Below are 13,303 nucleotides of genomic sequence, written 5' to 3'. Positions count from 1 at the left end.
AGTTCTCGTGGCGGCGTTCAGGGACTTCCTGATGCGGTTCCGTCCGACCGGCTCGCCGGGCCCGGCGGCACCTACGGGTGTGCCCGCAGATCGTTCGGCGGACCTCGCAGCCGAACTGGTCCCAGTGCTCTCTCGCCTGGAGCAGGCCGAGACCGAGGCACAGCGGATCCGCGAGGAGGCCGCTCAACAGGTGGAACAGAACCGACGGGCCACCGCCGACAAGGCCGAGAAGATCGTGAAGCAAGCCCGGATCCGCGCCCGTGAGGTACGGGCGGAGAGCGCCGCGCAGGCCAGCGGCCTGGCCAAAAGCGAGGCGGCGCGCTGTCTTGCGGAGTCGGAGCGCGAAGCCGCCCTGCTGCAGCGCCGAGCGCAGCAACGCATGGCTTTCCTCGTCAACCGCGTGGTGGCGGACGTCGCACAACTCGGCGCCTCCGCTGAGCCCGCGGGGGGACTCTCCGGGGGGAGGTCCCGGTGGGAGCGGGATGGGTCGCGGGAGTGACCCGGGCCAGAGCCATGGTGTCGCGCCGCCTGGGCCCCCGTGCCGCCCGGGAGGTGGCTGCAGCGACGACGCTCGATGACGCCCTCGGGCGCCTCGCTGTTACGGCGTACCGGCGCGGCCTCGACACGGAGGCCGGGCTGGCGGCCGCCCAGCGCTCCATCGCAGCGACTCTGCTGTGGAATCTGCGAGTGCTCGCGGGCTGGCTGCCGCGTCAGGGGGCGGGCGTAGTCCGCGTGCTGGCGTCCGGGTTCGAGGTCGCCAACGTGGACGCGCACCTGCGCGCGCTGTCGGGCACGAACGCCGACAGACCCGGCCCGTACCGGCTCGGCGGGCTGGCGACGGCCTGGCCTCGGCTCGCCGAAATCAGGTCGCGGGCCGAGCTGCGGAGCGCGCTGGCCGGCTGTGCGTGGGGCGATCCGGGGGACGACTCGGCGGCGGCGGTGGGCGTCGGCCTGCGGATCTCGGCCGCCACCCGCACGGCGGGTGCCGTGCCCGAGGCGGTGTCCTGGGCGGGAGGGCGCCTTGCCCTGCTGGTCGGCCGCGAGCTGTTCATTCACGGTCGTCGGCTGACGGAGCCGTCCGCTCGGCGCGCTGCCCGGGTCCTCGGCCCCGGGGCCCTGCACGCCGGGGCCTTCGCCGACTTCCGTCGGCAACTGCCGGGCACGGCGCGCTGGGTGGTGGACGGTGTCGAGGAGCCGGCCGACCTCTGGCGGGCCGAGGCTCACTGGTGGACGCGGGTCGAGCAGGACGGCTCCGGGCTGCTGACCGGTTCACGGCTGGACGCCGCGCCGGTGGTCGGTGCGGTCGCGTTGCTCTCCACTGACGCCTGGCGGGTACGGGCGGCGCTGGAGTCGGCCGCACGGGGCGGCGGGCCGCTGGAGGCGTTCGATGCGCTGGTCTGAGGCCGCGAAGCCGGTTCCCATGCAACGGGTGGCGATCATCGCGCCGCGCGAGGCACTCCGGGAGACTCTCGTGCGGCTCGCGGACGCCGGGTGCGTCGAAATCGACCGATCCGAGGGCTCCAGGCAGGGCGAGCGTGGACCGGCCGCGCGTCGGCTGCAGCGTCTGCGTGCCGAGCCGCCAAGAGCGGCGCTCTCCGCTGCCCCTCCCGACCTCGACGCCCTGGAACGCGAAGGCCACGCGGATCTGCTGGCGGGCGAGGCGCAACTTGAGGAGCATGTCGTCAGCGCTGTACGGCGCGGAAATGTGGTGGCGCTGGCCGGCTGGTGCCCGGCCGCCCAAGTCCGGGCGACGGCCGCGCGGTTGGTCGATCTCGGCGGTGTACTGGTGCCGTTGACGCCACCGCGAGGCGTCGACCCGCCGACCCTGTTGCGCAGCAGTGGACCGGTGCATCGTTCGTTCACGCCACTGGTGCGCACCTACGGGACAGTACGTCGATGTCGACCCGACGTGGCCGGCCGGGATCGCGTACGTGGTGATGTTCGGCATGATGTTCGGCGACGCGGGGCATGGTGCTCTGCTGCTCCTGATGGCGCTCCTGCTGCGTAGCGGCCGCCCCCGGAGGCTGGTGCAGCTCCGTGCGATGTGGCCCTTCGTTGCGGGGGCCGGGGGCACGAGCATGGCGTTCGGCTTCGCCTACGGGGAGTTCCTCGGTCCGACGAAGGTCCTTCCCGTACTGTGGGTGGCCCCTCTGGACCACCCCGAACGGCTGCTCACGGCTGCCGTCGCAGTCGGCGTGGTGCTGCTCGCGCTGGCGTACGTCGCGGGGATCGTCAACCGCTGGCGGGAGGGCGGCCCGGCGCGGGCGTTGTACGCGGTCTCAGGCATCGCGGGTTCGGCCCTTTTCCTCGGACTCGCCGGCCTCGCCGCGGGTGGTTATCTGCACCACACGCTCCTCACCCTCACGGGAGCCGTGATCGCGGCCGGCGGTCTCGTGCTGGCAGCTTCGGGCCTGTTCGCCGCTTCGGGCGGCGGGGTTCCCGGTGCGACGCAGACCACGATCCAGCTCTTCGACGCGGTGGTGCGCATCTTCTCGAACACCTTCTCCTTCGCGCGGCTGGCCGCCTTCGGTCTGACGCATGCGGCGCTCGGCGACATCGTGTGGAGAGGAACGACCGCACTGGCCCACGCGGGTCCGGTCGGGCTGATAGGGGCTGCGGCGGTCTTCACCGTCGGCAATGCCCTTGCGTTCTCTCTGGAGGCGCTGGTCGCGGGCGTACAGGCCCTGCGGCTGGAGTTCTACGAGCTGTTCTCCCGGGTCTTCGAGAGCTGGGGTCGTCCCTTCCGCCCTTGGCATGTGTCCACGCAACGTACGGAGGTGGCACCGTGATCGCCTGGCTCATCGCCCTTCCTGTCCTCGCAGTGATCTTTCCCGTCACCCGCCGACTGGCGCGGCGTCGCGGCCGTGCCGCCCTCCGGTTGATCATCGCCGCTGACGCGCTGCTCTTCGGCGGCGCACTGGCGCTGCTCATGGTGGCGCTCAACGGCGGCGTCGCGCGGGCGGCATCCAGCACGGCTGCCGCGTCCGGAACCAACTCTGCCGCTCTGATCGGCGCCGCGATCGCGGTCGCCGGGGCCTCGATCGGTGCGTCGATCGCCGTCGCCTACACCGGAGCGGCGGCGCTGGCCGCCATGAGCGAGCGTCCCGAGCTGTTCGGCCGGGCCATGGTCATCGTCGGACTCGCCGAAGGAATCGCCATCTACGGGCTGGTCGTCGCTGTCCTGCTGCTGGGCAAGGCCTGACCATGGGGCAGGTGGCAGCCATCGGGGAACGGGTACGGGTGGCCGGGCTGTCGCTGGCCGGGGTGAAAGTCTTGGTCGCCGAGGAGCCCGAGGCGGTCCGGCGGGCCTGGCGGAGTCTGTCGGGCGACGTCACGCTGGTGATCGTCACCCCGGCCGCGGCTGAGATGCTCGGCCGGACGGCATTGGAGAGCACGCGGCCGCTGACCGCAGTGATGCCGGCATGACGACACCAGCCGCTGGACAGACAGACGCCCTGGCGACGGTGCGCGCCAAGTTGCTGCGCTCGGCGCGGGCCGACGCCGAAACGCTGCTCGCCCAGGCTGCGCGCGATGACGAGGCGGTGCTCGACCGCGCGAGGGCCGAGGCCGAGGAGATCGTGGAACAGGCCCGCCGCGAGGGTGCGGCCGAGGGTGCGGCCGCCGGAGCCGCCGGACTGCTGCGGGCCCGCCGGAGCGCCAGGTCCCGCGAGCTGGCCGTCCGTCGGGAGGCGTACGAGGAGCTTCGCCGTCAGGTGACGGAACGCGTCCGGGCCCTGCGGCACACAACAGGCTACCCCGGTGTACGCGACCGGCTGGAGCGGCGGGCCCGCCAGCTCCTCGGCCCTGACGCCACTGTTACCGAACAGCCCGGCGGCGGGGTGGTCGCCCACGCGGCCGGGCGGCGGGCCGACTTCACCCTTGACGCCCTCGCCGCCCGCGCGCTCGACCGACTGGGTGCGGACACGGAAGCCCTGTGGACACCGTGACCGGCTCGCCCCGAGCCGATGCTCGGATCCTGCGGGTCGCGGGGCCGCTGGTCGAGCTGGAGTACACCGGCGACACCGCCATGAACGACCTGGTTTCCCTCGGCGAGGCCGGGCTGCCCGGCGAGGTGGTGGCGATCACCGACGACGTGGTGACGGCCCAGGCGTACGAGTACACCGGCGGGCTGGCCCCCGGCCACCGCGCCCGCCCCCAGGGCGGCCCGCTGTCGGCGCGCCTCGGCCCCGGCCTGCTCGGCGGGATCTTCGATGGCCTGCTCCGCCCGCTGTCAGGCGGCGAAGACTGGCTGCTGCCCGGAAGCGGAGGGGGCGGAACCGATGGGCGTACCTGGTCCTTCTCCCCTTCCGTGGCAGCGGGCGATCAGGTGACGGAGGGGCAGGTACTCGGCGAGGTGCGGGAGGCGGGTCCTGTGTGGACGCGGATCCTGGTACCGCCCGGCTGCGGCGGTCCGGTGCAGGAGGTCGTCCGGGAAGGGGGCTACCCACAGGATTCGGTGCTGGCCGTCGTCGGCGGCGCCCAGGTGCGGATGACCACCGACTGGCCGATCCGTCGGCCACGCCCTGTGCGTGAACGCCTCGACGCCCGCCAGGCGCTCAACACCGGCCAGCGCGTGATCGACCTGCTCTTCCCCGTGGCCCGGGGCAGTACGGTCGCCGTACCCGGCGGTTTCGGGACCGGCAAGACCATGCTGCTCCAGCAGATCGCCAAATGGTGCGACGCAGACGTCATTGTCTATGTCGGCTGCGGCGAGCGCGGCAACGAGATGGCCGACGTCATCGTCGAACTCTCCGAGCTCGTAGACCCCCGCACCGGAGGCCGGCTGGCCGAGCGCACGGTGGTCATCGCCAACACCTCCAACATGCCGATGATGGCCCGCGAGGCCAGCATCTACACCGGTGCCACGGTCGCCGAGTACTTCCGGGACATGGGGCGAGACGTCGTGGTGATTGCCGACTCCACGTCGCGATGGGCCGAAGCGCTGCGCGAATTCGCCTCCCGCACCGGCGCTCTGCCGGCCGAGGAGGGCTATCCAGCGGGCCTCGCCTCGGCGATCGCCGCGTTCTACGAGCGGGCCGGTGCGGTGACCACCCTCGGCGGGGACCTGGGCTCGGTCACCGTGATCGGCGCGGTGTCCCCGCCCGGAGCGGACATGGCCGAGCCGGTGACCGCCCACACCGAGCGGTTCGTGCGCTGCCTGTGGACGCTGGACCGCGACCTCGCCTACGCCCGCCGCTACCCGGCGATCTCCTGGGCGGGCTCCTTCTCGCGTGACGCCGACGCGCTCGCAGCCGGCCACGCGGAGGCCGGCGACCCGGCCTGGCAAGGCAGGCGGGCCGAGATCAGCGCCCTGCTGGCGGAGGCCGACCGGCTCACCGATCTCGTCGACCTCATCGGCATCACCGCACTCCCCGACCAGGAGCGCATCAGCGTGCTCGGCGGCCAACTGGTACGCGAAGGGGTCCTCCAGCAGAGCGCCCTTTCCGACCAGGATGCCTACTGCGGCCCGGAGAAGGCCTCGGCTCTGGCCGAAGCGGTCCTCACGGTCGTCGCACGGTGTCGGGAACTGGCCGAGGCCGGTGTGCCGGCAGGTTCCATCGAGGAGGCGGACTTCGGCCCCCTGCTGCGCGCCCGCGAGGAAGTCGGCCCGCACGACTCGGCGGGCGTGGCCCTGCGGCGGGACGCCGTGCTCGCCGTACTGCAGGAGCTGATGTGACCACCTGGGGCGAAGTCGAGTACACGGCCATCCGTGAGCTGCGCGGCCCGCTCGCCGTCGTCGAAGGGGTGAGCGAGGTCGGCTGGGACGAGTTCGTCCGGATCACCCTGGAGTCCGGCGAGCAGCGACACGGCCTCGTACTGGAAGTGGACCGCGAGGTTGCTGTGGTGCAGGTCCTGGAGGACACCGCCGGCATGGATCCCTCACGCGTGCGGATGGCCTTCGCCGGAGGGCCGCTGCGCATCCCGGTCGGCCCCGGCTGGCTGGGCCGGGTCTGCAACGGCCGCGGCGAGCCGGCCGACGGCGGGCCCCCGGTCTTCGGACCCACCACCGCGGCCGTCGGCGGCACCCCGATCAACCCGGTGCGACGGGATCCGCCCGGAGAGCCGGTGCTCACTGGTGTCGCCGCTGTCGACGGTCTCACCACCCTGGTGCGCGGGCAGAAGCTGCCGGTGTTCTCCGTCGCCGGTCTGCCACATCTGGAGCTGTCCGTCCAGATCGCCGCCCAGTCCACCACCGGTGGAGAGCCGTTCTGCGTGGTCTTCGCCGGTATGGGGCTCACCCACGCCGACGCCTCCTTCGTCCGGGACGCCCTGGAGGAGCGCTCCGCCGCCCACGAGCTGGTACTGCTGCTCAACATGGCCGACGACCCTGTCATCGAACGGATCCTCACCCCGCGCCTGGCACTCACCATCGCCGAGAACCTCGCATTCGACGGTGGCAGGCACGTCCTCGTGGTCATGACCGACATGACCAGCTATGCCGAGGCGCTGCGCGAGGTGTCCGCGGCGCGCGGCGAGATCCCGGCCCGTCGTGCCTACCCCGGGTACCTGTACAGCGACCTCGCCTCCCTGTACGAGCGCTGCGGGCGGATCCAGGGCCGTCCCGGCTCCGTGACTGTCCTGCCGGTGCTCACCATGCCCGCGGGCGACATCACCCACCCGGTTCCCGATCTGACCGGATACATCACCGAAGGCCAGATCGTGCTCTCCCGCGAGACCCACGCCCAGGGTGTCTACCCGCCTGTGGACGCGCTCGCCTCGCTCTCCCGTCTGATGCGCAAGGGCGCGGGCCCCGGCCGCACCCGCGACGACCATCTCGATGTCGCGGCGCAGCTGCTGGCCGCCCTCGCCCGCGCCCGCCAGGTCCGTGAACTCACCGACCTGGTCGGACAGGCGGCCCTGAGCCCGACCGACCGCCGGTACCTGGAGTTCGACCGGGCCTTCCTGCACCGCTTCGTGGACCAGCGGCCCAACGAACTGCGCACCCTCGACCAGACCCTGGACCGTGCCTGGCAGGTGCTTCTCGCCCTCCCCCGCAGTCAGCTCGCCATGCTGCCGACCGCCCTCCTCGACGCGCACGGATCGGGACCATGAGCACCTTTCGGGTTCCGCCCGGGCGTGCCGGACGCCTCCGTCTGCGGCACGGCCTGGACATCGCCGAGCGCGGCGCGGACCTCCTCGAACAGAAGCTCCGCATCCTGCACGCCGAGCACCAGCGTCTGCAACGGGCCGAGGAGGAAGCCACCCGTGCCTGGCACGAGTGGCTGCGCGAGGCCGAAGCCTGGTTGCTGCGCGGGCTCCTGCTGAGCGGAGAGGGGGCCCTGGAGGCGGCAGCAGAGGCACTGGACCCCACCGATGTCGAGGTCCACCGGGCCGGTTTCATGGGCGTCCGGTACCCGGCGAACGTCTCCTGCACCGTGCCCGACCGCTCACCCACCGCAGCCGCCCCGGCCAACACCGCCCTGGTGCACGCCGAGGCCGCATACCGGGAAGCGGTCCGGGCTGCCGCCGAGCACGCCGCCGCCGCTGCCGCCATCCGCATCATCGGCGCGGAGGTGCTGAGCACTCGTCAGCGGGTCCGCGCCTTGCGACGCCACTGGATTCCACACCTGCGCGAGGCACTCACCCACACCGAGCTCGCCCTGGAACAGAGCGAACACGAAGACGCCGTTCGACGACGCTGGGCCTCCGGCGTGCTGCGGGAAGAAGGACCGCGCCCGCCATGACACACCATCTGTCCGCGGCACGGAAGGCCGCATGCGGCCCTGCCTTCGGACGGGCCCCGCAGGACGTGCTCGCGGGGCCGGCCCACAGTGCGTGCCGGACGGACCTGTCCGGCACGCACTGTGGGCCAGTAGGCCCAAGCCCGGGACAGCCCGCACCGCGCAGTATGGAGGCCGGAGCAATTCGAGAAGGCCCCGTTGTCGTGCCGCATCCGGGAGTCGGTCGTGCTTCGACGGCGTGGAAACCCGGTGCGCCGACGGCGGCCGCGTCCCCGGCGGCCTGGACCGTTCAACGGAAGGAAATCCTGGCCATGACCCGGCACACCAGCACCGAGAAGCCACGCAGCAAGCAGTGGAGCGTGCGTCTGGACCTCTTCGAGGAAGGTGACCTCACCAAGGTTCACGCCGTCCTCGACACCGGTGACACCACCCTTCGGAGTCGCGCCTCCGCCCAGCGCAACCCTCACGACACACCCGTTCCCGAGATCGGCGACGAGTACGCCGTCGGCCGGGCCCTGATCGACCTCGGCAACCAACTGCTCCGCGCCGGAGAAACCGACTCCGTGTCGGGTGACCTGGCCGCGCCCGGTTGAACGGGCGTCGAGAGCGGCCGCCCCGGCTGGTGGGCAGGAAGGGACCGGCCGTGGCCGAGCCGTCCCTGCCCCTGGAAGAGCCGCTTCTGCGGGGTTCGGCCGGAGTTGTGGCACCGCCACTGCACAACAGTCGGCCGTGGGATTTCCGCCCGATGTCCGACACGCTCGGGATGCGCCTGTACGCGGCCGCGATGCGTGCCGTGCCGCACTCTCCTGCCGGCTGCGCAGTTCGCGGGCGCGACTGACTTCCAACGAGGTGCAGGCACGGCCGTTGCGTAGGGGCGCACCGAGCTGCGTCGGCGCGGCGGCCGACGTCGGACCGGTGAGCCGGCACGCGATGCGCACACCCCTCTTTCGGCTTTCAGGTTCGATCGACGGTGAGGTCGAGGAAGTGGGCCGAGCATGAGATGCACGGGTCGTGATTGCGGATCGCCCGTTCGCACAGGGTGGTCAGCTCCGCGTCGGTGGGGTCGCCGTCTCCCAGGCGTTCCTGCACGATACGGCGGAGGTCCTCCTCGACCGCGCCAAGGTTCTGCGCTGTCGGCGGGACAAGGCCGGCGTCGGTGACGGTCCCTTCGGAGTCGAGGGTGTAGCGGTGGTACAAGAGACCGCGTGGCGCCTCAGTCGCCCCGTGCCCGGTACCTGCTCGTGAGGGCACGTCGACGTAGGGGTGCGGCGGGGGTTCGTAGGCGCCGATGATCCGCAGTGCCTCGTCGACCGCGTAGAGCACTTCGACCGCTCGGACGATGATGCTGCGGAAGGGGTTTCGACAGACGGTGCCCTGCCGGGGGTCGCCGAGTCCGGCGTCGTGGGCGGCCTGGAGGGCGATCGGGGACAGTCGGCGACCGCTGATGGCGTACCGGGCGAGTGAGCCGGTGAGATGGCGGCGGTCGTCCAGCCGGGAGTGGAGGGCGGTGGAGTGGGGTACCTGGCTCTCGGCGACGTGGGCGCCGAAATCGTGGACCCCAAAGGTACGGGTGGGCAGCGCGCGGTCGGATTCGGGGCGAAGGCCGGCGGTGTGCGGCGCGGCCATGACGGTCGGGGTGCCGGACTCGATGGCGTAGGTGCCGGGCTCGGACAGGGCGAACAGGTCGTTGTCACAGCCGGCGTCGGGGAACTCGAAGCCGGCCACCCAGCGTACGGTCTCGGCCGCGTCGTCGCGGGCCCGGCGCAACCGCTCGGTCAGCGGGCGCAGTTCGTTCGCGGTCGGGACGCGGTGGAAGCCACCGAGTCGCACATTGACCGGGTGAATCGCCCGGCCGCCCAGCAGTTCCAGGATCGCGTTGCCGGCCTGCTTGAGCCGAAGCCCGCGTTCGACGTCGGCACGTCGGGTGCGAGCCATGTCGATGACACTGTCGCAGCCGAGGAAGTCGGGCGCGTGGAGGAGGTGGATGTGCAGCGTCTGGCTCTCGATCCACTCACCGCAGTAGAGCAGTCTGCGTAACGCGGCCAGCTGTCCTTCCACGACGACGCCGCAGGCGTCCTCGATCGCTCGGCAGGCGCTCAGCTGGTACGCGACCGGGCAGATCCCGCACACCCGGGAGGTGATGTCGGGCGGCTCGGTGTAGGAACGTCCGCGCAGGAATGCCTCGAAGAAGCGTGGCGGTTCGTAGATCGCCAGTCGGGCCTCGGCGACCTCGGCGCCGTCCATGCGCAAGTACAGCGCGCCCTCACCCTCGACGCGGGCGAGCGATCCGACGTGCAACACCCTTGAGCCACGGTGGGTCACCCTTCCAGTTCCTTCCGGGAGGCCGCGTCGAACTCGGGAGCGGCGGTATTGAAGGTGCGCAGCACCCGCACCACGTCGAGGGTGTCCATGCCGTCACGGCGCAGAAGGGGGATGAACGAGGGGAAGTTGGTCGAGTTCGACGGGCCGAAGCAGCCGTAGCAGCCTCGTCCGTACGCCGGGCAGAGCGCCCCGCATCCGGCGTGGGTGACCGGGCCCAGGCAGGGCGTGCCGCGGGCTACCGTCACGCAGACCGTGCCGCGCTGCTTGCACTCGAAGCAGACACTGTGCGCGGGGACGTCCGGTTTACGGCCGGCCAGGTAGGCGGTGATGACCTCCACCAGTTGGCCGCGGTCGATGGGGCAGCCGCGCAGCTCGAAGTCCACGGGAACATGGGCGCTGATGGGTGTGGAGGTGGCGAGCGTCTCGATGTAGTCCGGTCCGGCGTAGACGACGGCCTGGAAGTCGGCGACGTCCGCGTAGTTGCGCAGCGCCTGGACGCCGCCTGCGGTCGCACACGCCCCGATGGTCACCAACCGCTTGGAGGCGGCCCGGATGTGCTGGATCCTGTCGGCGTCCTCCCGGGTGGTGACCGATCCCTCGACCAGTGACAGGTCGTACGGGCCCGGCGCGTCGGCGCTGGAAGCCTCCAGGAAGTGGGAGATCTCCACCTTCTCGGCGATGCCGAGGAGTTCGTCCTCGCAGTCCAGCAAAGTGAGCTGGCATCCGTCGCAGGAGGCGAACTTCCAGACTGCGAGTTTGGGTCGATCGCTCGCGGTCATGTCACAACTCCCTGACCATGAGAAGGGGTTGGGCCCTTGTCCAGCTGACGACGGGGCCGTCGCGGCAGAGCAGGAGGGGACCGAGCTGGCAATGTCCGCAGTGGCCGGTGGCACAGTGCATATTGCGTTCCAGCGAGACCCGGATCCGTTCCGGATCGACACCGCGGTGCACCAGTTCGCCGGCGGTGGCGCGAATCATCGGCTCGGGGCCGCAGATGAACGCCGCCGACGCCCCGGGGCCGAAGGCGGCCCGGTCGAGCAGGGTCGTGACGACGCCGACCTCGCCCTGCCACAGCGGGTCCGCGCGGTCCACGGTGGTCAAGATCCGGGCAGCCGACTGCCAGCCGCGAACGTCCTCGGCGTAGAGCAGCTCGTGGGGCGTGCGCGCTCCGATGAGAACGTTCAGCCGTCCGTAACGCTCGGGGGCGTCGAGCACGTCGCGTACGAGCGGGCGCAGCGGCGCCAGACCGATACCGCCGGCCACGACGAGCAGGTCGTTCCCCACTGCGGCGGGGAGTTCCCAGCCGGTGCCGAACGGACCGCGAACTCCGACCGTGTCACCACGCCGCAGCCCGTGCAGCGCGCCGGATACCGCTCCGACCGTGCGGACGGTGTGCGTCAGCCGGTGCCCGTCGATCCCGGAGACCGACAACGGGATGTCGCCGACGCCGAAGGCGTACACCATCGCAAACTGCCCAGGAGCGAAGGGCTGCAGGGCCGAGCGGACCGGTTCCAGGACGATCGTTGCGGTGTCGGACGTCTCGCCCTCGCGTTCCACCACCCGGTACGGAACAGGGACAGTTCCCGGCGTAGCAGTCAATGGTGCGGCAGCCGTCATCACGACTCACCGGCGTCGGGGGGCCCGTACAGGTCGAGCAGGCGGATTCGGGTGGACCTCAGCCGCCGTGCGATCACCTGCGCAACGCAGTTGGTCAACGCCAAGCCGAACGACGGATCCTTCTCACACGCGGCTCGGACCCGCTCCGCGTCGAACTCTGACGCCGACACGGTGCTGCGAGCCTGCGCGCCGAGGTGCCAGCGATACGGCTCGAACAACCAGGACCAGCCCACCAGATCGCCTTCACCAAGGGTCTCCACGACTGCCTCGCGCCGGCCCGGGACGTGGATGTCGAGCGCAACGAGCCCGGAACGGATGATCCAGAACCGGTCGGCGACACCGTCCTCCTCGAAGATGCGGGTGCCATCGGGGAAGGAGACATCGTGGGCGAACGTGAACAGCCGCTCGCGGTGGCCGGGCGACAGGGCCCCGAGAAACCCGTGGCGAACAACGGTCATTGCGGGCCCTCCCCCGGCTCCTGCCCAGCGGCCTCCCGTTCCCGGTTCAGCGCATGGGCCTCCTCGGTGATGTCGATACCGACCGGGCACCACACGATGCAGCGCCCGCAGCCGACACACCCGGAGCTGTCGAACTGGTCGTACCAGGTGCCGAGCTTGTGGGTGGCCCACTGCCGGTAGCGACTACGCGAGGTGCTGCGGACCGGACCTGCCTGCAGGTGGGAGAAATCCAGGTCGAAGCAGGACTCCCAGCGCCGCCACCGCTCGGCGTGGTCACCGGTGAGATCCGTGACGTCCTCGGTGGTGGTGCAGAAACAGGTCGGGCAGACCATGGTGCAGTTTCCGCAGGTCAGGCAGCGGGCCGCGACGTCGTCCCAGCGCTCGGCCGTGAGGGTCTCGCGCATCAGCACCTGCAGGTCCACCAGCGGCATGCTGCGGCCCATGCGATCCGCCGCGTCGGCGACACGCTCACTCGCCGCGGTCCGAGTCGCGGCGTCGGCGGGACGGCGGGGCAGCTCGGCCAGGACCGACTCTCCCTCCTCGCTCCCGCTCCGCACCAGGAAGCGGTGGCCGTCGGAATCCAGCACCTCGGTCAGCGCCAGATCGTAGCCGGGCCCCACGGCCGGCCCCGTGCCCATGGACACGCAGAAGCAGGTGGCACCCGGCTCGGTACACTCCGCCGCCACCAGGAAGGCCCGCTCACGACGCCCACGGTACGCCGGGTCGTTGTACGTCCCGCCGGTCAGCACCCGGTCCTGGATAGCGATGGCCCGCAGGTCGCAGGGGCGCACACCGAGGAACGCGTACGACGGCGGTGATGTCCGGTCCTCGGTCACCAGCAGCTCGCCGTCGGCACCGCGATCGGCGGTCCACTGCCGCTCCCGCGGCGGGTGCAGGAACGTCTTCCAGGACTGAGGGCCCGCGCTGTGCGCGAACACGGCGCCGTCCTCGCGGGCACGCAGCCGGTAGACGCCTGCCTCCAACTCGACTCCCCAGCCGTAGGGGAGTTCCGCACCGCCGGAGATCTCGGACAGGACGATCGCCCCGTCGCGTACGGTCGGTCCCACGACCGTACGGCCACGCCCGGCCAGGACCGTGATCAGCGCGTCCAGGCCGTCCTTGCCGATCACCGCGGCCGTGCCGCCGTCGTCCGCCATCGCCAACCTTCCGACGCCGCCGATGATGCCTTCCCGGCCAGTATGCGCACGGACCTGCTGCCCGGCA

The 13,303-nt window shown here is 71.5% G+C and carries 15 protein-coding genes; 10 read left to right on the top strand and 5 right to left on the bottom strand.

Annotated elements, in window-relative coordinates:
- The first annotated feature begins 7 nt into the window (after window positions 1–7).
- The 10 genes from AB0I23_RS28870 to AB0I23_RS28825 all read left to right on the top strand — a co-directional run bounded on the left by AB0I23_RS28870 (window position 8) and on the right by AB0I23_RS28825 (window position 8,275).
- Window positions 8–499 (top strand): hypothetical protein, encoded by a 492-nt coding sequence (locus AB0I23_RS28870; RefSeq protein ID WP_359113596.1) that lies wholly within the window; start codon window positions 8–10, stop codon window positions 497–499.
- Window positions 472–1,401, top strand: a complete 930-nt coding sequence (locus AB0I23_RS28865; RefSeq protein ID WP_359113594.1) for a hypothetical protein — start codon at window positions 472–474, stop codon at window positions 1,399–1,401. Before AB0I23_RS28870 ends, AB0I23_RS28865 begins: the two co-directional genes overlap by 28 nt.
- A 530-nt stretch (window positions 1,402–1,931) precedes the next feature.
- Window positions 1,932–2,789, top strand: a complete 858-nt coding sequence (locus AB0I23_RS28860) for a hypothetical protein (protein WP_359113592.1) — start codon at window positions 1,932–1,934, stop codon at window positions 2,787–2,789.
- Window positions 2,786–3,202, top strand: coding sequence for an ATP synthase subunit C (locus AB0I23_RS28855; protein ID WP_359113590.1), 417 nt, complete (start codon window positions 2,786–2,788; stop codon window positions 3,200–3,202). Before AB0I23_RS28860 ends, AB0I23_RS28855 begins: the two co-directional genes overlap by 4 nt.
- Window positions 3,203–3,204: 2 nt before the next feature.
- Complete coding sequence (locus AB0I23_RS28850; RefSeq protein ID WP_359113588.1) at window positions 3,205–3,426, top strand: V-type ATP synthase subunit F; 222 nt, start codon at window positions 3,205–3,207, stop codon at window positions 3,424–3,426.
- Window positions 3,423–3,947, top strand: a complete 525-nt coding sequence (locus AB0I23_RS28845; protein ID WP_359113586.1) for a hypothetical protein — start codon at window positions 3,423–3,425, stop codon at window positions 3,945–3,947. Before AB0I23_RS28850 ends, AB0I23_RS28845 begins: the two co-directional genes overlap by 4 nt.
- On the top strand, window positions 3,935–5,677 hold the full coding sequence (locus AB0I23_RS28840; protein WP_359113584.1) for a V-type ATP synthase subunit A: 1,743 nt from the start codon (window positions 3,935–3,937) through the stop codon (window positions 5,675–5,677). Before AB0I23_RS28845 ends, AB0I23_RS28840 begins: the two co-directional genes overlap by 13 nt.
- Entirely contained in the window at window positions 5,674–7,053 is a 1,380-nt protein-coding gene (locus AB0I23_RS28835) for a V-type ATP synthase subunit B (RefSeq protein ID WP_359113582.1), read from the top strand. The genes AB0I23_RS28840 and AB0I23_RS28835 overlap by 4 nt, the downstream gene beginning before the upstream one ends.
- Window positions 7,050–7,685 carry a V-type ATP synthase subunit D gene (locus tag AB0I23_RS28830; RefSeq protein WP_359113580.1) on the top strand — a complete coding sequence of 212 codons (636 nt, stop codon included), beginning with the start codon at window positions 7,050–7,052 and terminating at the stop codon, window positions 7,683–7,685. Before AB0I23_RS28835 ends, AB0I23_RS28830 begins: the two co-directional genes overlap by 4 nt.
- Window positions 7,686–7,993: 308 nt before the next feature.
- Entirely contained in the window at window positions 7,994–8,275 is a 282-nt protein-coding gene (locus AB0I23_RS28825) for a DUF1876 domain-containing protein (protein ID WP_359113578.1), read from the top strand.
- Window positions 8,276–8,636: 361 nt separating this feature from the next.
- Here the strand turns inward: AB0I23_RS28825 and AB0I23_RS28820 are convergent, their stop codons facing one another.
- The 5 genes from AB0I23_RS28820 to AB0I23_RS28800 are packed head-to-tail and all read right to left on the bottom strand — an operon-like array spanning window position 8,637 to window position 13,236.
- Complete coding sequence (locus AB0I23_RS28820; RefSeq protein ID WP_359113576.1) at window positions 8,637–10,004, bottom strand: Ni/Fe hydrogenase subunit alpha; 1,368 nt, start codon at window positions 10,002–10,004, stop codon at window positions 8,637–8,639.
- On the bottom strand, window positions 10,001–10,783 hold the full coding sequence (locus tag AB0I23_RS28815; protein WP_359113574.1) for an oxidoreductase: 783 nt from the start codon (window positions 10,781–10,783) through the stop codon (window positions 10,001–10,003). The genes AB0I23_RS28820 and AB0I23_RS28815 overlap by 4 nt, the downstream gene beginning before the upstream one ends.
- Window position 10,784: 1 nt before the next feature.
- Window positions 10,785–11,621 (bottom strand): FAD/NAD(P)-binding protein, encoded by an 837-nt coding sequence (locus AB0I23_RS28810; RefSeq protein ID WP_359113572.1) that lies wholly within the window; start codon window positions 11,619–11,621, stop codon window positions 10,785–10,787.
- Window positions 11,621–12,079 carry a Crp/Fnr family transcriptional regulator gene (locus tag AB0I23_RS28805; RefSeq protein WP_359113570.1) on the bottom strand — a complete coding sequence of 153 codons (459 nt, stop codon included), beginning with the start codon at window positions 12,077–12,079 and terminating at the stop codon, window positions 11,621–11,623. Before AB0I23_RS28805 ends, AB0I23_RS28810 begins: the two co-directional genes overlap by 1 nt.
- Window positions 12,076–13,236 carry a 4Fe-4S dicluster domain-containing protein gene (locus tag AB0I23_RS28800; RefSeq protein ID WP_359113568.1) on the bottom strand — a complete coding sequence of 387 codons (1,161 nt, stop codon included), beginning with the start codon at window positions 13,234–13,236 and terminating at the stop codon, window positions 12,076–12,078. Before AB0I23_RS28800 ends, AB0I23_RS28805 begins: the two co-directional genes overlap by 4 nt.
- Window positions 13,237–13,303 lie beyond the last annotated feature (67 nt).

The sequence above is a fragment of the Streptomyces atratus genome, assembly GCF_040655115.1.
Lineage (GTDB): Bacteria > Actinomycetota > Actinomycetes > Streptomycetales > Streptomycetaceae > Streptomyces > Streptomyces atratus_D.
This window is presented reverse-complemented; position numbering and strand designations above follow the sequence as displayed.